The 18,333-nt window shown below is 30.1% G+C and carries 20 protein-coding genes; 10 read left to right on the forward strand and 10 right to left on the reverse strand.

Translation table 11 applies throughout. The annotated features are described in order from the left end of the window. The first annotated feature begins 27 nt into the window (after window positions 1-27). The 10 genes from rplM (at window position 28) to L8X36_RS04560 (ending at window position 11,065) form a co-directional block, all read left to right on the forward strand. Window positions 28-453, forward strand: a complete 426-nt coding sequence (gene rplM, locus L8X36_RS04515; RefSeq protein WP_039617653.1) for a 50S ribosomal protein L13 — start codon at window positions 28-30, stop codon at window positions 451-453. Between the two features lie 2 nt (window positions 454-455). Next, window positions 456-845 carry a 30S ribosomal protein S9 gene (rpsI, locus tag L8X36_RS04520; protein ID WP_039617655.1) on the forward strand — a complete coding sequence of 130 codons (390 nt, stop codon included), beginning with the start codon at window positions 456-458 and terminating at the stop codon, window positions 843-845. Between the two features lie 249 nt (window positions 846-1,094). Beyond that, on the forward strand, window positions 1,095-2,081 hold the full coding sequence (locus tag L8X36_RS04525; RefSeq protein WP_263682746.1) for an OmpA family protein: 987 nt from the start codon (window positions 1,095-1,097) through the stop codon (window positions 2,079-2,081). Window positions 2,082-2,084: 3 nt separating this feature from the next. Beyond that, entirely contained in the window at window positions 2,085-2,729 is a 645-nt protein-coding gene (locus L8X36_RS04530; protein WP_263682748.1) for an HAD family hydrolase, read from the forward strand. A 117-nt stretch (window positions 2,730-2,846) separates the two neighbouring features. Beyond that, on the forward strand, window positions 2,847-6,401 hold the full coding sequence (gene nifJ, locus L8X36_RS04535) for a pyruvate:ferredoxin (flavodoxin) oxidoreductase (RefSeq protein ID WP_263682750.1): 3,555 nt from the start codon (window positions 2,847-2,849) through the stop codon (window positions 6,399-6,401). A gap of 66 nt (window positions 6,402-6,467) precedes the next feature. Next, entirely contained in the window at window positions 6,468-6,728 is a 261-nt protein-coding gene (locus tag L8X36_RS04540; RefSeq protein WP_263663819.1) for a hypothetical protein, read from the forward strand. Further along, window positions 6,700-8,091, forward strand: a complete 1,392-nt coding sequence (mshL, locus tag L8X36_RS04545) for a pilus (MSHA type) biogenesis protein MshL (protein ID WP_263682752.1) — start codon at window positions 6,700-6,702, stop codon at window positions 8,089-8,091. The genes L8X36_RS04540 and mshL overlap by 29 nt, the downstream gene beginning before the upstream one ends. Further along, window positions 8,072-8,401 carry a hypothetical protein gene (locus L8X36_RS04550; protein WP_263682753.1) on the forward strand — a complete coding sequence of 110 codons (330 nt, stop codon included), beginning with the start codon at window positions 8,072-8,074 and terminating at the stop codon, window positions 8,399-8,401. Before mshL ends, L8X36_RS04550 begins: the two co-directional genes overlap by 20 nt. After that, window positions 8,394-9,908, forward strand: a complete 1,515-nt coding sequence (locus tag L8X36_RS04555) for a GspE/PulE family protein (protein WP_263682754.1) — start codon at window positions 8,394-8,396, stop codon at window positions 9,906-9,908. Before L8X36_RS04550 ends, L8X36_RS04555 begins: the two co-directional genes overlap by 8 nt. Beyond that, a complete protein-coding gene (locus L8X36_RS04560; protein ID WP_263682756.1) occupies window positions 9,905-11,065 on the forward strand; it encodes a type II secretion system F family protein in 1,161 nt (386 codons plus the stop codon). The genes L8X36_RS04555 and L8X36_RS04560 overlap by 4 nt, the downstream gene beginning before the upstream one ends. On the opposite strand, the gene L8X36_RS04565 is transcribed toward L8X36_RS04560, so the two are convergent. From L8X36_RS04565 to L8X36_RS04610, 10 genes are read right to left on the reverse strand one after another with little or no spacing between them, the layout of a single operon-like run. Next, window positions 11,062-11,814 (reverse strand): TSUP family transporter, encoded by a 753-nt coding sequence (locus tag L8X36_RS04565; RefSeq protein ID WP_263682758.1) that lies wholly within the window; start codon window positions 11,812-11,814, stop codon window positions 11,062-11,064. The two genes, L8X36_RS04560 and L8X36_RS04565, sit on opposite strands and share 4 nt — an antisense overlap. Next, a complete protein-coding gene (locus L8X36_RS04570; protein WP_263682760.1) occupies window positions 11,799-12,548 on the reverse strand; it encodes a TIGR02757 family protein in 750 nt (249 codons plus the stop codon). The genes L8X36_RS04565 and L8X36_RS04570 overlap by 16 nt, the downstream gene beginning before the upstream one ends. Next, window positions 12,548-14,377 (reverse strand): flagellar hook-associated protein FlgK, encoded by a 1,830-nt coding sequence (flgK, locus tag L8X36_RS04575; protein ID WP_263682762.1) that lies wholly within the window; start codon window positions 14,375-14,377, stop codon window positions 12,548-12,550. Before flgK ends, L8X36_RS04570 begins: the two co-directional genes overlap by 1 nt. Before the next feature lie 10 nt (window positions 14,378-14,387). Continuing rightward, window positions 14,388-14,822, reverse strand: coding sequence for a flagellar protein FlgN (locus L8X36_RS04580; protein WP_263682764.1), 435 nt, complete (start codon window positions 14,820-14,822; stop codon window positions 14,388-14,390). Window positions 14,823-14,864: 42 nt separating this feature from the next. After that, entirely contained in the window at window positions 14,865-15,071 is a 207-nt protein-coding gene (locus L8X36_RS04585; protein ID WP_012661139.1) for a hypothetical protein, read from the reverse strand. Between the two features lie 60 nt (window positions 15,072-15,131). Further along, window positions 15,132-15,497, reverse strand: coding sequence for a rod-binding protein (locus L8X36_RS04590; RefSeq protein ID WP_039617679.1), 366 nt, complete (start codon window positions 15,495-15,497; stop codon window positions 15,132-15,134). Beyond that, on the reverse strand, window positions 15,497-16,543 hold the full coding sequence (locus tag L8X36_RS04595; RefSeq protein WP_039617681.1) for a flagellar basal body P-ring protein FlgI: 1,047 nt from the start codon (window positions 16,541-16,543) through the stop codon (window positions 15,497-15,499). The genes L8X36_RS04590 and L8X36_RS04595 overlap by 1 nt, the downstream gene beginning before the upstream one ends. A 57-nt stretch (window positions 16,544-16,600) precedes the next feature. After that, window positions 16,601-17,257, reverse strand: a complete 657-nt coding sequence (locus L8X36_RS04600) for an RsmD family RNA methyltransferase (RefSeq protein ID WP_263682766.1) — start codon at window positions 17,255-17,257, stop codon at window positions 16,601-16,603. Beyond that, window positions 17,250-17,645 carry a hypothetical protein gene (locus tag L8X36_RS04605; RefSeq protein WP_263663828.1) on the reverse strand — a complete coding sequence of 132 codons (396 nt, stop codon included), beginning with the start codon at window positions 17,643-17,645 and terminating at the stop codon, window positions 17,250-17,252. The genes L8X36_RS04600 and L8X36_RS04605 overlap by 8 nt, the downstream gene beginning before the upstream one ends. Then, window positions 17,629-18,333 (reverse strand): hypothetical protein, encoded by a 705-nt coding sequence (locus L8X36_RS04610; protein WP_263682767.1) that lies wholly within the window; start codon window positions 18,331-18,333, stop codon window positions 17,629-17,631. The genes L8X36_RS04605 and L8X36_RS04610 overlap by 17 nt, the downstream gene beginning before the upstream one ends.

An 18,333-nucleotide genomic window follows, 5' to 3' on the forward strand; every position in this document is an offset into this window, starting at 1 on the left:
AAAAAAATTTTTGGCAAAGGTAAGATGATGACAAAGATAACAAAGCCAAACGAAGTAAAACGCGAATGGATCGTTTTAGACGCTGAAGGAAAGCGTTTTGGTCGTCTTTTAACAGAAGTAGCGACTATTTTAAGAGGTAAAAATAAACCTTGCTATACTCCAAATGTTGATTGTGGAGATTATGTAATCATTATCAATGCTTCTAAAGCAGTTTTCACAGGTGCAAATAAAGCAGAAGATAAACTATACCACAGACATTCAGGGTATTTTGGAAGTGTAAAAAGTGAAAAATTTGGTGATTTATTAGAAAAAAATCCAGTTAAATTATATAAATTAGCAGTTCGTGGTATGCTACCTAAAACAAACCTAGGTAGAGCTATGCTAAAAAAATTAAAAATTTATGCAGGTAGCGAACATCCTCATACTGCTCAAATTGCTAATAAAGGAAAATAATCATGGCAACAACATACGCAACAGGTAAAAGAAAAACCGCTGTAGCTAAAGTTTGGGTAAAAGCTGGTAGTGGTAAAATCATCGTTAATGGTATGGATTTAAACACTTGGCTTGGCGGACATGAAGCTATAAAATTAAAAGTAGTTCAGCCTTTATTAGTAACTAAGCAAGAAACTTCTATGGATATTAAAGCAACAACTTTAGGCGGTGGATACAGCGCTCAAGCTGAAGCTTTAAGACATGGTATTTCAAGAGCTTTAGCTGCTATGGATGCAGATTTTAGAGCATTATTAAAACCAAAAGGACTTCTTACTAGAGATAGTAGAACTGTTGAGCGTAAAAAATACGGTCGCAGAAAAGCAAGAAGAAGCCCACAATTCTCTAAACGTTAATCTTTTTTGGATCCATTTTTGGATCCATTTTTTCTTTCATTTTTTAAAAAAACATATTTTTTCATATATTTTAGTTTTGTTTAAAATTATAGGATTTTTTATTTATAATAAACTTTTATAATTTCAAAGTCCGATCAGGGAAACCTCCTTTTTGTAGTAAATTTAAGCCCCTTACCCAAAAGGGGCTTATTTTATTTTAATCTTCATTTTATATAATACCCCATTTATTTTCATTTTTAAGGATAGACGATGAAAAAAATTATAGGATTGGTTAGTTTAGTTAGTGCTTTGTTTGCTTTTGATACTAGCAAAATAGAAATCACTCCAACCTTTAACTACACAACTCCAGAAGGAAATTTAGATCTTAAAAATTATGGTGGAGTGGGATTGAGATTTGGTTATCATTATGATGGTTTATGGCTAGATCAGGCTGAACTTGGCTTAGAGTATTATGACAATGCAAAATATAACAATCCAAACGATAATACACATACAGATACTAGTGTTTCAAGATTTTATGTAAATGCTATTAAAGGAATTGATCTGGCTAATCATGTATATTTATATGGTTTGTTGGGAACAGGTTATGAATATTTGAGTCATGGAGCTTATGAAAATAAAAGTGGTATGTTTGCTCAATATGGTGCAGGTTTTAAATTTGCACTTGGCGAAGACTTAGCTTTAAGACTTGAAGCAAGAGATCAAATTAAATTCAATAATGGTGAACATAATTTGATTTCTAGTGTTGGCTTGAGTTTTTATTTTGGTAATAAAGCTCCAAAAACTCCTCAAACTGCAACTAAACAAATCGAAGAAAAACCGCAATCAAAACAAATTGATAAATCATGTCCAGAACCAAGAAAAGGTGCTTTGCTTGATCATATAGGTTGTGAAAAGACAATAGCACTTGAAGGACATTTTGGTTTTGATCAAATCACTATAAACCCTGAGTTTGCACAAAAAATCCAAGAAGTAGGTAAGGTTTTAGAAGAAAACCCACAATATTATACTATTTTAGAAGGTCACACAGATAGTACAGGAACTAAAGCTTATAATCAAAAATTATCATTAGAGCGTGCAAAGGCAGTTGCGAAAGAACTTGAAAAATCAGGTGTTGCTAAAGAAAAAATTGCAACTAAAGGCTATGGTTTTGAAAAGCCAAAAGTAAGCAATGATACTAAAGAAGGCCGTGCGCAAAATAGACGCGTGGAAGCAAAATTTTTCATTAAAGAGTGAGCTTTGTTAAAAAAGACAATTTTGTTTGACTTAGATGGCACTTTGATAGACTCTACAAGTGCCATTTTAGATGGATTTGATGCTGCTTTTAAAGCTTTTGGCGAGCCTTTAAGAGATCATGAGGCCATTAAAGCTTTAATAGGCTTTCCTTTAGATGTAGCTTTTGAAAAACTTGGAGTGCCAAAAGAAAAAACAAGTGAGTATATTAATGCTTATAGAAGCGTATATCAAAAAATCTATATAGAGCAAACTTCTTTGCTCTCTTTGGCAAAAGAAAGTGTATATGAGGCTAGTTTGTTTGCTGATTTAGCTGTTGTAACGACTAAAAGTTCTAAATTTTCCAAACCTTTGCTAGATCATTTAGGGATAGGAAAATACTTTAAAGTCATTATAGGTAGAGATGATGTAACTCACCCAAAGCCAAATGCTGAGCCTATTTTATTAGCTTTAGAAAAATTATCTAAAGGTAAAGAAAATGCATTTATGATCGGAGATACTCATTTAGATATCCAAGCAGCTTGTAATGCTGGTGTTAAACCCATAGCAGTGAGTAGTGGTTATGAAAGCAAGGAAAGTTTAGCTAAATTTAAAATTCCACTTTTTAAAAATACTTATGGGGCAATAGAGTATATAAAAAATATCCGATAATTTCACACTCAAACTCTATACTTATAAATAATAAAAATTTTTTATCATTGTTTAAGACAATTCAAGATAAAGTAGCTATTGATTTTAAGTAATTATTTTAATTATAAGGATAATTAGATGAGTAAAATAATGAAAACAATGGATGGTAATGAAGCAGCAGCTTATGCAGCTTATGCATTTACAGAAGTTGCCGGAATTTATCCTATTACCCCAAGTTCACCAATGGCAGATTATACTGATATATGGGCTTCTCAAGGCAAAAAAAACCTTTTTGGAGTACCGGTTAAAGTTGTAGAGATGCAAAGTGAAGCAGGAGCGGCAGGGACGGTTCATGGTTCTTTGCAAGCTGGCGCTTTAACTACTACTTATACTGCCTCTCAAGGACTTTTACTAAAAATACCAAATATGTATAAAATCGCAGGTCAGCTTTTACCTGGGGTTATTCATGTGGCAGCTAGAGCTTTGGCTTCTCAAGCATTATCTATTTTTGGAGATCATCAAGATGTTTATGCAGCAAGACAAACAGGCTTTGCTATGCTTTGCTCACATTCTGTGCAAGAAAGTATGGATTTAGCAGGTGTTGCACACTTAGCAGCTATTAAAGGTAGAGTACCTTTTATGCATTTTTTTGATGGTTTTAGAACGAGCCATGAAATTCAAAAAATCGAAGTGATGGATTATGCACATTTTGATCGTTTGCTTGACCGTGAAGCTTTATTAGAATTTAGAAATTCCTGTCTAAATCCAGAAAATCCAAAAACAAGAGGTACGGCTCAAAATGATGATATTTATTTTCAAACAAGAGAGTTAGCAAATAAATATTATGAAGCTATTCCTGACATTGTTAATGAATATATGCAAGAAATTTCAAAAATTACAGGAAGAGAATATAAGCCTTTTGTGTTTTATGGGGATAAAAATGCAACACGCATTGTAGTAGCAATGGGTTCAGTGACTGAAGCTTTAAAAGAGGTTGTAGATCATCTAAATAGTAAAGGCGAAAAAGTCGGGGTTTTAAAAGTTCATTTATATAGACCATTTAGTTTAAAATATTTATTTGATGTAATGCCTCAAAGTGTTGAAAAAATAGCTGTTTTAGATAGAACTAAAGAACCAGGAAGTTTAGGCGAGCCACTTTATTTGGATTTAAAAAGTGCATATTATGGAAAAGAAAAAGCACCTTTAATCGTTGGTGGTAGATATGGACTTTCTTCAAAAGATGTTGATCCTGCTCAACTTCTAGCGGTTTTTGAAAACCTAAATCAAGCAAATCCAAAAGATGGTTTTACCATAGGAATTAATGATGATGTGACCTTTACTTCATTGCCTGTGGGAGAAAAAATTTCTTTGGGTGATGAGAGTACTATAGAGTGCCTATTCTATGGACTTGGTGCTGATGGTACTGTAGGGGCAAACAAAAACTCTATTAAAATTATAGGGGATAAAACAGACTTTTATGCACAAGCTTATTTTGCTTATGATTCTAAAAAATCAGGTGGTTATACAAGAAGCCATTTAAGATTTTCTAAAAAACCTATCACTTCAACTTATCTAGTTTCTACGCCGCATTTTGTAGCGTGTTCAGTGGCTGCTTATTTAGAAATTTATGATGTTTTAGCAGGCATTAGAAAAGGCGGAACTTTCCTTTTAAATAGTATTTGGAGTGCGCAAGAGACTATTAAGAAGATTCCAAATGCAGTAAAAAGGGTTTTAGCGCAAAAAGAAATTAATTTTTATATTATTAATGCTACAAAACTTGCTAGAGAAATAGGACTAGGTAGTAGAACAAATACAATTATGCAATCAGCGTTTTTCAAGCTTGCTAATATCATTCCTTTTGAAGATGCGCAAAAATATATGAAAGAATTAGCTTATAAATCATATAGTAAAAAAGGTGATGCTATAGTTGAGATGAATTACAAAGCTATTGATGTGGGTGCAGATGGACTTGTAAAAGTTGATATTGATCCTTCTTGGGCAAATTTAGCTGATGAAGTTAAAGAAGAAACTATAGCCTATAAAGGCACTGAGTTTGTTGAGAAAATCGCAAAACCTATGAATGCGGCTAAGGGTGATGATTTACCAGTTTCAGCATTTTTGGGTTATGAAGATGGTAGTTTTGAGCATGGTACTACTGAGTATGAAAAAAGAGGCGTTGGTGTTATGGTGCCAAGATGGATAGAAACTAATTGTATTCAGTGTAATCAATGTGCTTCAGTGTGTCCGCATGCGGTTATTAGACCTTTCTTGATTGATGAAGAAGAATTAAACAATGCTCCAGCAGGTGTAAAAGAACATAGTTTAAATGCAAAAGGCGTAAAAGAGCAAAAATTAAATTTCAAAATTCAAGTTTCGCCACTTGATTGTACAGGTTGTGAGCTTTGTGTGCATGAGTGTCCAACTAAAGAAAAATCTTTAGTAATGGTTCCACTAGGTGAAGAGCTTGATCATGGTGAGCAAGAAAATGCAGATTATTTATTCAAAAAAGTAAGCTATAAAGATAATATCTTAAATAGAGAAAATGCAAAAGGTGTTCAATTTGCTCAACCTTTATTTGAATTCCATGGAGCATGTCCAGGATGTGGAGAAACTCCTTATATCACTTTAATCACTAGATTGTTTGGTGAAAGAATGATTATTGCTAATGCGACAGGTTGTAGTTCTATTTATGGTGGTTCAGCTCCTTCAACTCCATATAGAAAAAGTAATAAAAATGGTCATGGACCAGCTTGGGGTAATTCTTTATTTGAAGATAATGCTGAATTTGGTCTTGGTATGAAAATAGCAACTGAAACAACAAGACATAAAATTGAGCAAATCATGAATGAAAGTATGCAAGAAGTTCCTAATGCGCTTTCTGCATTATATAAAGAATGGATTGCAAATAAAGAAGATTCTAAAGCTTCTTTAGAGCTAAGAGATAAGTTAGTGCCATTGCTAGAAGAAAATAAACAGATTAAAACTGTAAATGATATTTTAGAACTGAAAAGCTATTTAAGTAAAAAATCACATTGGATTTTTGGTGGTGATGGTTGGGCTTATGATATAGGTTATGGCGGGCTTGATCATGTTTTAGCAAGTGGTGAAAATGTAAATATTTTAGTGCTTGATACTGAAGTGTATTCTAATACTGGAGGCCAAAGCTCAAAATCTTCAAGAACAGGTTCAGTAGCTCAATTTGCTGCAGCAGGTAAGCCAGTGCAGAAAAAAGATCTAGGTCAAATTGCTATGACTTATGGTTATATTTTTGTAGCTCAAGTAAATTCTAATGCAAATTATGCGCAATTGTTAAAAGCAATAATAGCAGCAGAAGCTTATGATGGACCTTCTTTGATTATTGCTTATTCTCCTTGTATAGCTCATGGTATTAAAGGTGGGCTTGGAAATTCAGGAAATCAAGCAGAACTTGCCACAAAATGTGGATATTGGCCAACTTATATTTATGATCCACGTTTAGAAGCAGAAGGTAAAAATCCTTTAACAATTTCTTCTAAAGAGCCTGATTGGGATTTATATGAAAGCTTTTTAATGAATGAAGTGCGTTATAATTCTTTGAAAAAATCAAATCCTGAGCAAGCAAAAGAATTATTTGAAAAAAACAAAGCAGAAGCACAACGCCGTTATAGACAACTTAAACGTCTAGCAAGTGCTGATTTTAGTAATGAAAATTAAAATTTGCTTCGATTTTTACTTGTGAGTTTATGGGTGCTTAGTGCTTTTGGTGCTAAGTACCCATTTTTGAATCAAGATTGCAGTAATATTGATTTTTCTTTGATTCAAGATCCTTTTTTTCAAAAGACTACAAATATAAAATCTGATTTTTCTTTGCAAGCTATCATTTCTAATAAAGTTAAGATTAATGATAAATGGTATGCTTTAAATGATGATATTGAAGGTTTTAAGATTGTTGAGATTAAAAATTCTCAAGTTGTATTGATAAAGGAAGAAAAAATCATGGTTTTAAAATTGTATGAAAAAAATAATATTTTTATTTATTAGCATCTTAACTTTTACAAACGTTTTTGCTTCACAGTGTCATCAACGCTTTTTTGATATAAGTGTAGAAAATAAAACTTCTTTGATTGAAATTTTAAATGAACTTGGTAGAGAATGTGGTTTTAGTATTATAATAAAAGATTCATTAGCCAGAGAAAAGTTAAATCATACTCAAAATTATTTACACATAAGAAAAATGTCTTTAAGAGAAATTTTTAAACTTTTATTGATGGAAAATAATCTTGCTTATGAATATGAAAAAAATATTTTAAAAATTTATGGAAGACAAGTTAAAACTTTTAAAGTGCATTATATAAGCTCTATTAGAGAAGGGCAAAGCATTACTAAAGCTTCAGTGGATTCAAGACCTAAACAAGGCGATTATGATAGTACTAAAGAAGCAGATAATTTGGTCATTAGCACGGATAAATTTGATTTTTGGGAAAAAATTTCAGAAGAAATACAAGCTTTATTAGATGAAAATACAACTAAGCCTATTATTAATACTAATGCAGGGATTATCACTTTAAATGCTACTTTGTATGAGCTTACAAGGGTTGAAAAATATTTAAAAGATTTAAATAAAAGACTTAAAAAACAAGTTTTAATTGATGTAAGTATAGTTGCAGTACATTTAAATAAAAGTCATTCAAGCGGGATTAATTGGCAAGAGCTTGCTTTTAAACTTAATGGAGATGATAATGATTTTATAATCAATAAAGGCGGTGTTAAAAATATTAATCTTAAAGCTAATGTTGAAACTAAGGTTATTTTAAATTTATTACAAGAAAATGGCAAAACTACTGTACTTTCTAACCCAAAACTTATGGCACTTAATAATCAGCAAGCTATTATTTCCATAGGTGATACGATTAATTATCAAGTAAAAGAAAGCTCTAAGGGTACTGAAAATGGTACAACTATTAGTGAAACTTATAATAATTATTCTATTTTTGTAGGAATTTTGCTAAATATTTTGCCAGAAATTTCAGATGATCATAAAATCATGCTTAGGATTAATCCTAGTTTGAGTGATTTTAAATATAGTGTTGATAATCATAGACAAAATAAACCAAGAAATATAGCACCAGATACTATACAAAAAAAGCTTTCTACTGTAGTTGAAGTTGATGATGGACAAACTTTAATTTTGGGTGGATTGATTAGTAAAAATACGATTAGTAACCATAATGAAGTAAGTGCTTTATCTAAAATACCACTTTTTGGTGCTTTATTTCAAGGAAAGCAAAATTTAGAAGATATTAGTGAAATAGTTTTTATCATCAAGCCAAGTTTAATAAGAGCTGATAAAAAAGTATTAAGTTTGAAAGAATTAGGTTTTGAACATGAAGATGATATGTTTTAATTTTTTAATTTGTTTGTCTTTTTTAAATGCAATGAATATTCAAAATGAAAGTTTTGAGCAAAATACATTCTATGAAAAATTTATTAATCACCCAAGTTATGAAAATGCTTTAAATTTGGCTAAATATTTTTATCAAATAAAAGATTATCAAAAGGCCGTTTTTTGGGCTATTGAGGCAAATGAATTTGAGTTGTTGGAAAAAGAAGCATGGTTAGTTTTTATCAATGCTAAATTAAAACTTGGAAAGCATGAAGATGCTTTAAGAGCTAAAGAAGAGTATGAAAAACTTTTAGGAAATTATTTTGAATGATGCAAAAACAATAAAAGCTTTAAATGAACTTTCTTTGCAAGAATTGGCTTTAGAGTATAAATTGGAAATTTTAGACTTAAATCAAACTCTTAAAATAGAAAAATATCTCCATGTTCTGCCTTTTTCTTTAATAGAACAATATAATATTTTTTGTTTTTATGAAGATGATGAAAATATTCATATAGCTTCTTTAAAACCTTTAGATGAGAGTATTTTAGAAAAAATACAAAATTTATACCGCTTAAAGGTTATTAAAATTTTTCTTTGTGATTTTACACAATTTAAATTCTTACTAGAAAGGATTAAATTTTTAATTTGCTTTCAAAACTATCTTGATAAATTAGAGCTTAATTTAAAAAGTGATGAAAATAAAGATGAGTTTTTATTAGAGCAGTTTTTGAATTTAATTTTAACTTATGCTTGTTTTTTAAGAGCAAGTGATATTCACTTGGAGCCTTTAGAAAATGAAGTTTTGATAAGATTTAGAATAGATGGAGAATTAAAATATATCCATAGTCTTGATGTGGATTCTTATCAGGCTTTATTAATGCATATAAAAATCATTGCCTTGCTTAATGTAGCCGAACAAAGACAAGCTCAAGATGGGAGTTTTTCTAAGATAATCTTAGAGCAAAAGTATGACTTTAGAATTTCAATTATGCCTTTGTTATTTGGACAAAGTATAGTGTTTAGAATTTTAAAACAAGATGAGCATGTTTTAAAACTCGATAGACTTTTTATTAAAGAAGAAAATTTAATCTATTTGAAAAAATACATGAACGCACTTTATGGTTTGATTTTATTTTGCGGGCCAACAGGGAGCGGTAAAAGCACTTTTATGCATGCTATTTTAAACGAGCTTGATCAAAATAAAAAAATCATTACTCTAGAAGATCCTATAGAATATAAACTTAAACATGCTCAGCAAATTTTGTTGAATTCTAAAACTGGTTTTGATTTTCACAAAGCTTTAAGAGCGGTTTTAAGGCAAGATCCTGATGTGATTATGGTGGGTGAAATCAGAGATGAGGAGAGTTTGGATATAGTTTTAAAAGCTTCTTTAAGTGGACATTTAGTTTTAAGCACCTTGCATACTAATGGTGCTATAGAAGCTATTTTTAGAATGAAACACATGGGTGCAAAAGAGTATTTAATAGCCTATGCACTTAATTTGATCATAGCCCAACGCTTGGTAAGAAAATTATGTGAATGTAAAGTAGCTAACGATGAAAAATTTCATTTTCAAAATCAAGTTTTTGAAGGAAAATTTTATAAAGCAAAGGGTTGTGCTAAGTGTATGTATAGTGGATATAAAGGGCGTTTAATGGTGGCTGAGTTTTTATTTTTAGACCATAATTTAAAAAGTATGATAGAAAATAATGCAAATTATGAAAATATTTTAACATATGCTTTAAAAAAAGGCTTTTTAACTTTAGGTATGGATGTTTTGGAAAAAGTTAAGCTTGGTTTAACAAGTGTAGATGAGCTAAGAAAGATTGGTTTTTGAAAAAATTTATTATTTCTTATATCTTAAAACAAGAGCAAAAGCAATGTGTAATTAAAGCTAAAAATCTATATGAAGCTAGAAATATTGCACAAAAATCATTTGAAAATATTATTAGTGTTGAAGAATACTTTGGGACAACAAAACATAAAATTAAAGAAGAAGAGCTTATTTTTATCCTTAAAGATTTAAGTATGGTTTTAAAAGCAGGATTAAGCTTACAAGAAGCTATTTTAGAATTTACAAGATCAAATCATGATATGCATATAGCTACAATATTTAGTGTGATTTATAATAAACTCAAAAATGGAAGCTCTTATAATGAAGCTTTTAGAGGTGTTTTAAATTCTAGAGAATGTGCTGTTTTAAAAATTTGTGACGGTAAGGAGGATTTATATAGGGCTTTTGAGATTATCGTTAATCTAAAAGAGAAAAACCTTCATAGTTTTAAGCAGTTTAAAAAGTCTATAACTTATCCACTTTTTGTTTTTACATGTATTATTTTAGCTTTTTTTGTACTGATGATTTTGGTTTTGCCTGAATTTAAAACTTTATTTTTGCAACTTGAACTAGATTTGCCAAAAATCACTCAAATTCTTTTTGCTTTAGGAGATTTTTTTAAACATTTTTATGTATTTATTTTATTAGGTATGGGAATTTTTATAATGCTTGCTTATTTTTTTAGAAAGTCTTTGTTTTTTCATAAAATTCTTTTTTATTCTCCCATTTTTGGAAAGATAATATTTTATCAAGATAAATTTTGTTTTTTCTTGATTTTTTCTTATTTATTGAAAGCAGGGGTGGATATAAAAAGAGCTTTTGAGCTTGCTTGTGAAGGTATAGAAAATCAATTTTTTAAAAACAAAATGTTTATTATAAAGACCTCATTTGAATCAGGACTTGATTTAGATCAAGCTTTTTTCAAAATAAAGCTTTTTGAATCTTTTGCGATAAGAATGTTAAATTTAGCTTTAAAAAGTTCTAAACTAGATGAGAGTACTTATGAGCTTGCTTTATTTTATGAACATAAAAAAGAAAATTACACTCAAAGACTTTTAAGTGTTTTAGAGCCTTTGATGACAATTTTTATGGCGAGTTTGATTTTAGTTTTAGCCTTGGGTGTATTTTTACCTATGTGGCAAATTAGTCAAGGAATTTAAATAAGATAATCATAAGCAACCTTAGCTATAGTTAAAGCAACCATAGTTAAAAAGAGTTTTTTGATAAAAGTTCCTTGTGTTTTTAAGACTAGTTTTGAGCCTACAAAGGCACCTAAGACTTGGCCTATACCCATTAAAATACCAACTTTCCAAAGTACTTCATAAGAGTATAAAAACACCCCTAAAGCCACTACATTGCTAGTGAAATTTAAGATTTTAGTATTAATGCTTGCATTTTTCATACTAAAACCAAGAAATATTACACAAGCAAAAATCCAAAAAGACCCAGTTCCAGGCCCTAAAAAGCCATCATAAAAGCCAAGCAATAAACCAAAAGTGACTTGAAAGCTTGTGGCACTCATTTTTGCTTCATTATGAACATTTCCTAAATTAGGCTTAAAAATAGTATAAAGAAAAACTAAAGCTAGGCATATTAGCACAATGATTTTAACAGCGTTTTGATCTATTAGTAAAACTGCATAAGTACCAACAACAGCTCCAATTGCGGTAAATAAAATACCTAAGGCAATTTTTTCTATATTCATATGTTTTCTATAAGATAAAACCGCAGTAAGTGAGCCAAAAGTGCTTTGAAGTTTATTGGTAGCTAGGGCTAAATGAGGAGGGATCCCGCAAGCAAATAAAGCAGGTATAGTAATAAGTCCACCACCACCTACAATCGCATCAACACAGCCTGCAAAAGCAGCAACAAAAAATAAAATCACATAATAAGTTAATTCAAGCTCCATAAGCTTTCCTTGTTTTGTCCGATTCTATATAGAGCAAAATCATATTTTATAGGATCTTGTGGATCAAATTTTTTAAGACTTTGAGTAAGCTCTAAAACACTTTTAAAATCATAAATCTTACGCTTTAAAAGCTTAAGTTTTAATGAAACTTTATGAGTATGGGTATCTAAGGGTATAAGTAAATCTTTTTTATCGATATTTTTAAACAAACCCAAATCAAGCTCATCTTTTCTTACCATCCACCTAAGATACATATTGTATCTTTTTAAAGGACCTTTTGGAGCTTTAAATTCTTTTGAAAAGAAAAACTCATAGCCATAGCTTTTATAAGGATTAAGCTTATAAATTGTTTCTATAAAAGCTTTTATTGCATGTGTGATGTTTTGCTCTTTTTGATAAGTTTTAGTGAAAATATTTTCTATACTATCTTCATTTTTTAAGCGTTTAAGTGTGATAAAAATTTGAGCTATGTCTTGAGAGTTTTGAAAGCGGTATTTTAGATCTTTGCATTCTTTTTTAATAATCTCATCATTTTTTTCAAACAAAGAAAAATCAAGTTTTTTTAAAAAATTTACAATATTTTTAGCATTTCCATAAGCAAATAAAGCGCAAAGCAAAGCTATGGTTTCATCTTTATAAACACTTGCAATTTGTAAAGGATCAGGATAAGAGAAAAGCTCTTTTTGAGTATTTTTGCTTAAAATAGCCTCATCTAAAAGAGCTTTAATTTGCATTAAGATTTTAAACCAAGTAAGGTTTCAAGCATTTGATCAACAGTAGTTACGATTTTAGCTGCAGCGCCATAACTTGCTTGATATTGTATAAGCGCTGCTAATTCTTCGTTAGTATTTACACCACTTTTTGATTGATATTCTGCATAGGCTGTATTAAATACTGTCATATTAGTTGCATGCGCAAAACCATTGCTTTCAGCATCTGAAGCAATTTGACCTGTAAATTTTCTATAATATCCATCTAAAGACATAGTATCAACTGTACCATCTTTATTATAAAAATTTACTTTTTGATTTTGAAGTTGCAACATAGCATTGGCTACATCATTGTTTCCATCAACTCCATTTGAGCTTGCTTTTAAGCTATTTGGATCATTTCTAATGCTTGAATTTACATTGATATTGCTTGCATCTTGACCATTAAAAAACGAAGACACATTTAAAGCGCCTGGGAAATTTGTACCATTGTCTTTAAAAGCTATTTTATAACCCTTTTTTAAGCCATTGATTTGGAAATTTCCACTATCACTTTGTCCATCATAATGATAAAAGGCTTGAAAATAATCATTTAAATCATTACCACTAACACCATCTTTGTTATCATCAATATCCGCATTGATTTGCTTAACAACATCTTCTATGGTGGTATTAACATCAATTTTTATAGTTCTAGTAGCTACTGCATTACCTTTTTCATCATAAATTGTGATGTCAAAGCTTCCTGCTTGGATATTTTTATCATAACTCATTAAAGAAGTATCAGGTTTTAAGCCTTTTAAATCATCCGAATTTACTTTATCAGTTGCTGCTTGAGCATAGACATTATTAGTTTGAGTTATAAGTGTTTTTGTAAAGGTATTGAGCATATCTTTATACTCTTGCAATTTTCCATCGCTGTAAGTATCGTGATTGCCATCATAGTTTCTACCTCTAAGGTCAAGCTGAGCTCCAAGTTGTCCACCTGAAATTTTACTAGTTAAATCATAGCGGTTTTCATCATTTACTTCATAATAAATTTGATAAAATCCATTAGGATTATTATCATCTAATTTTAAAGGATGAAAGCTAGAGCCATTGACTATGCTAAAACCTTGAATACTTAAATCATAATATCTTCCAGAATCAGTCATAGTAGATTCTAGGGTACTATCTTGAGAGCTTTTCCCTTTCCAAGCTACTGCATCAACTAATTTTGAAAGTCTAAGTTCAAGTTCATCTCTTCTATCTCTTAATTGATTTGCATTATCAGTAGGTAAAACTTCTTCATTTTCAAGTTGTTTGTTGATATTTGCAATTTCTTGACCAATATTATTGATCTCATCTACAGTTTGTCTGATTTGCTCGTTGACAGTTTGTTGCATTTTGCTAAGATCTTGTAGGGTTTTTTGTATGTTTTGAGTTAATGTATTTGCACTATTAACAAGATCTATTTTACTTGCTCCATCACTTGGATTAGAAGCAAAATTATTCCATGCATCATAATAATTTTTATAATCTTGTAAAATACCAGTTCCTTGCATATCAGGAAATCTTTGGCTTGCTTCTTGTAAAATTTGTCCTAAATAATTTGTATAATTTTGTTGAGTAGTGGCATTTTTTAACTCATAATAAGAGTGCTCATCGTGCAATCGTTTTATGGTGTCAATTTGTGTACCTGTTCCTAAGTGTAAACCACCTCTATCAAGAGACATACCCGAGCTTTGTACAGCTCTTTGTCTAGTGTAAAATACCGCGTCTGCATTGGCAATATTATTGCCTGTTGTGTTAATTTGAAGCTCAGCAGCTCTTATGCCACTAACTCCGGTATATAAGCTATCAAAAATTCCCATGACTTAGCCTTTAAACATTAATCTTAAATAATGAATCTGGAATTGTCTTATTATCCCCATAAGCATTATTTGTTCCATTTTGTTCAAACATTGCATTTAAAAGATTGTCGTAAAAATTTTTAATAATAAGAGCTAGTTTGGCATATTCTTTATTTTTTTGGTGTAAGGTATTTAAATTTTGCTTTAAAAGAGTAAGTTTTTCTTTATCTTCGTCATCCAAAAGCTCATCTAAGCCTTTATTGTTTCCTTGGTTACTAAGTTCTACCAAAGCCTTGTCAAGATTTTTTTTAGCAATTTGGAAGTCATTTACAAGTTTAGTTTTATCTTCAACACTTTTACTTACATGTTTATGATTAGCAGCTTGAATTTGCGCTATATCTTCTAAAGTAAGATTGATGAGTTTTTCTAAAATAGAATTTGTTTCATCTAAATATTGTTTAACCATTTTTTATCCTTTCTTAGGCAGCAACCCAAAAAAGGATAAAAATTATAATAAAGAATCTGCTATTGCTTTAGAAGTGGCTTGTAGATTGATTTTGTACTCACCATTTTTAATTTGAGAAGCAATTAAAGATGCTTTACTTTCTTCTGCCTTTTGAGTTTCTTTTGCCTTGTTGTTTTCTTTGTTTTCTGTTTTATTTATATCATTAGTAGCAACCTGAGCTACATAACTTTGATGTATAGGGTTTATCATTTTAAGCCTCCAGTTCTATTGAAAAACTCTAAGAACTATATCGACACTTAAAAAAATAACTTAACCCCTTTCTTTTAAATAATCAAATAATAATTTTGAAAAACCTAACCCCCCGCTTAATGCTTTACTCATAGTATCATTATACATAGATGAATAAATTTCATCACTTGCATCTTTTCCAAATAAAGAATTTTCTTGTTTTAAAGAAATATCTAAAACACTTTTGATTAAAAAAGCTTCAAAAGCATCAGTTTGTTCTTTTAAAGCTTTATCTTCATCATTTAATGCTTGTATATGAGTTAAATCATTTTTAAAAGCACTATCTGCATAGTTTTTAGCAGCCTTGTAGCTATTGTTGTGTTTAGTAATACTTTCATAAAGTTCGCTACTATAGTTTTTGCTCGCTAAATAATTATCAACTCTCATCATATCACCTCTAATTCAGCACTAATTGCACCAGCTCTTTTTAAATTTTGCATAATAGCTATGATATCATTTGGCGCTGCTCCAAGTTTATTTAGCATTCTAGCTATGTTTGCTACTGTTGTTTTATTGTTTGTGATTTTTAAAGTATTAGATACTGGATCTAAAATACCACCATCTTTCATATCGATTTCATTTTGTCCTAAAGCTACGGTATTGTTTGGATCTATTTTTATAGTGATATCTTTATGGGTAATTAATATAGGTTCAACTTCTATATTTACTCCCGCTACTATAGTTCCTGTTCTTTCATCGATGATCACTTTACTTTCTGGAGTGTAAGCTATATCTTGTTCTAATACTCTTGCCATAAATTCAACATGAGAAAATTCTTCAGGTTTTGTTAATTTTATAGTTCTAGAATCTAAAGCTTTTGCTATATCTGTATCAAAAATAGTATTTAAAACTCTTTCTATATTATTAGCCGTTTTAAAATCCGCTTCTTTTAAACTTAAAATCAAATCTTCACTTTGGCTAAAGTTTTGTGGAATTTCTCTTTCTACGACTGCACCATTAATAACATTTGCTGAGGTTGAGTGTGTTCCTGCTGCACCTGGTCTTGGGCTAAGTCCACCTATAGCTAAAGAGCCTTGAGCTACTGCATAAATTTCTCCATCAACCCCTTTTAGAGCTGTCATAAGCAAGGTTCCACCTTGTAAAGATTTAGCATCACCTAAAGAAGCCACACTTACATCAAGCTTATCCCCACTTCTTGCAAAAGCAGGAAGTTTTGCTGTAACCATTACTGCTGCTGTATTTTTTGATTTTATATCACCTGGGCTAACTTTTACATTCATACCCTGAAGCATATTTGAAATAGATTGTAGAGTAAATTCGCTACTTGTACCATCTCCACTTCCATTTAAACCAACAACCAAACCATATCCTATAAGTTGGTTATCTCTAACACCTACTACATTGGTAAGTTCTTTTATGGTAGCTGCAAAAACGCTCAGACTTAGCACCAAGCTCAAAAATAATATTCTCATCGATTCTTCCTTTAATCTATGCTATTTTCATAAATTAAAGCAAAAAAAGTTCCAAATTTATGCAAAGGAGTAAAAACTTAGAGTGGTTGAACCGAATTTTTTTTCTTTTGTTTTTTCGTAATTTTGTATTTTAGTTGGAGTTTTAAAAGTACTGTGATGTTCTATGATGATGATTTTAACATTTGAATTTTTTATATTTTCTATCAACTTTAAAGTTTTTTCGTAAATATCAAAAAAACCTTCTCTAATATCAAAGGGTGGATCAAGATATAAAATAATATCTTCTTTGGAATTTTGAATAATTTGAGGGGTTTTTTTAAAAGTATCATCATTAAAGCAAATGGTGTTTTGATCAATATTGGAAGCATTTTTTAAAGCGATTTCATAAGCTTTTTTATCTTTTTCTATAGCATAACTTTTTAAGCAGCCATTACTTCTTGCCTCTAATGCCATTAGAGCACTTCCTCCAAAGGCCTCTATGAAAACCTTATCTTGTAAAGAAAAACGCAAAACATTAAAAACACAAGATTTTACTATGCTTTTGGTGCTTCTTGTGGTGTCTAGACTAGGAAGTAAAATTTTTTTACCTTTATAGATTCCACTTTCTATGGTGGTGTAAATTTTTTGAGTTTGTTTTTTTGAGTTTGTTTTTTTATCTTCTTTGTAATTTTTTAAAAAATCTTTTACGCTTTGATATTCTTGTATTTTATGCATTATTATTTTCTTCTTTGATAAGATTTTTTAACTCTGTTTTGTAAAGATCAAATATTGCATCGATTTTTTCATGACTTTCTTGACGTAATTGCTCTAAAATGGCTTCACATTTTTGATTCATAAGTTTTTTTTCACGCATGGCTATTTTATAAGCAATACTTTGCAAACTTGCATTGAAATCATTTAAAGCATTAAGTAATTCCTCTATATTAAAAGGATGAGATAAAAAATTTGATTTTTTATTGATGATAAATTGTGGTTTTTGCGTGTTAACTTTTTCATCGCAGACTAAAAAATCACAATCTTTTTTTAAAACTAAAAAATCCCTCAAAGCGATTTCTAAAGTTTTTTCTAAAATTAAATCCTTACATTCAAGAGCGATTTTCATTGATTAAACTCACTTTTAATTTGTGTTTTTTTAAAGTGTATGGTACTATACCTAGAGCTAAATTTGCAAGCTCTGCAAAAGTTAAAATATAAAAATCTTCAAAATTTCTATTTGAAATAGCTTGTAATTCTTTATAACATTTATCAAACATATAAAAAGAATAAAAATCCTCAACTACTAAAAAATCACAACCATTATCATAAGCATCTAATACAACAGAAGCTGCACATTTGTATGCTAATTGGGTGTTTAAATTTAAAAAACTATAGCCACAACTTTTGTATTTTCTTTCAAAATCTATTACATTTGCTTTAAGTGCTTTGGCGAGTTCTAAAGAGCAGCTTGCGTCTGAAAATCCTTGATATACACCTATATTAAATTGTTCAAAAAAATGCTTAATGTGTTCTTGTTTAAGATGATCTAAAAAAATCTTTGGAGCATATTGGATTTTTTCAATTTTACTCATAATTTCATAAGAGCTACATTCGCAAGCTAAAATATTATCCTCATCCATCATTCTAGAATATTCATCTAAGATATCTTTTGGATCATAATCAATAATAAAATAATTTTTACCCAAAGGCTTTTCGCATAATGTGCTTTGAACTCCAACTTTATCTAAAGCATCTTTGATAATATCAAAATAACAAAATAAATCATTATTGCTATTGGTGTAGATTTTGTACAT

It is taken from the genome of Campylobacter sp. CNRCH_2014_0184h (assembly GCF_025772985.1).
In the GTDB taxonomy this organism is placed as follows: Bacteria; Campylobacterota; Campylobacteria; order Campylobacterales; family Campylobacteraceae; genus Campylobacter_D.

Coding starts and splice junctions, on each gene's coding strand:
- rplM (WP_039617653.1), top strand. CDS start 28: ATGACAAAGATAACAAAGCCAAACGAAGTAAAACGCGAATGGATCGTT.
- rpsI (WP_039617655.1), top strand. CDS start 456: ATGGCAACAACATACGCAACAGGTAAAAGAAAAACCGCTGTAGCTAAA.
- L8X36_RS04525 (WP_263682746.1), top strand. CDS start 1,095: ATGAAAAAAATTATAGGATTGGTTAGTTTAGTTAGTGCTTTGTTTGCT.
- nifJ (WP_263682750.1), top strand. CDS start 2,847: ATGAGTAAAATAATGAAAACAATGGATGGTAATGAAGCAGCAGCTTAT.
- mshL (WP_263682752.1), top strand. CDS start 6,700: ATGAAAAAAATAATATTTTTATTTATTAGCATCTTAACTTTTACAAAC.
- L8X36_RS04550 (WP_263682753.1), top strand. CDS start 8,072: ATGAAGATGATATGTTTTAATTTTTTAATTTGTTTGTCTTTTTTAAAT.
- L8X36_RS04565 (WP_263682758.1), bottom strand. CDS start 11,814: ATGGAGCTTGAATTAACTTATTATGTGATTTTATTTTTTGTTGCTGCT.
- L8X36_RS04570 (WP_263682760.1), bottom strand. CDS start 12,548: ATGCAAATTAAAGCTCTTTTAGATGAGGCTATTTTAAGCAAAAATACT.
- flgK (WP_263682762.1), bottom strand. CDS start 14,377: ATGGGAATTTTTGATAGCTTATATACCGGAGTTAGTGGCATAAGAGCT.
- L8X36_RS04580 (WP_263682764.1), bottom strand. CDS start 14,822: ATGGTTAAACAATATTTAGATGAAACAAATTCTATTTTAGAAAAACTC.
- L8X36_RS04585 (WP_012661139.1), bottom strand. CDS start 15,071: ATGATAAACCCTATACATCAAAGTTATGTAGCTCAGGTTGCTACTAAT.
- L8X36_RS04590 (WP_039617679.1), bottom strand. CDS start 15,497: ATGAGAGTTGATAATTATTTAGCGAGCAAAAACTATAGTAGCGAACTT.
- L8X36_RS04595 (WP_039617681.1), bottom strand. CDS start 16,543: ATGAGAATATTATTTTTGAGCTTGGTGCTAAGTCTGAGCGTTTTTGCA.
- L8X36_RS04600 (WP_263682766.1), bottom strand. CDS start 17,257: ATGCATAAAATACAAGAATATCAAAGCGTAAAAGATTTTTTAAAAAAT.
- L8X36_RS04605 (WP_263663828.1), bottom strand. CDS start 17,645: ATGAAAATCGCTCTTGAATGTAAGGATTTAATTTTAGAAAAAACTTTA.
- L8X36_RS04610 (WP_263682767.1), bottom strand. CDS start 18,333: ATGTACAAAATCTACACCAATAGCAATAATGATTTATTTTGTTATTTT.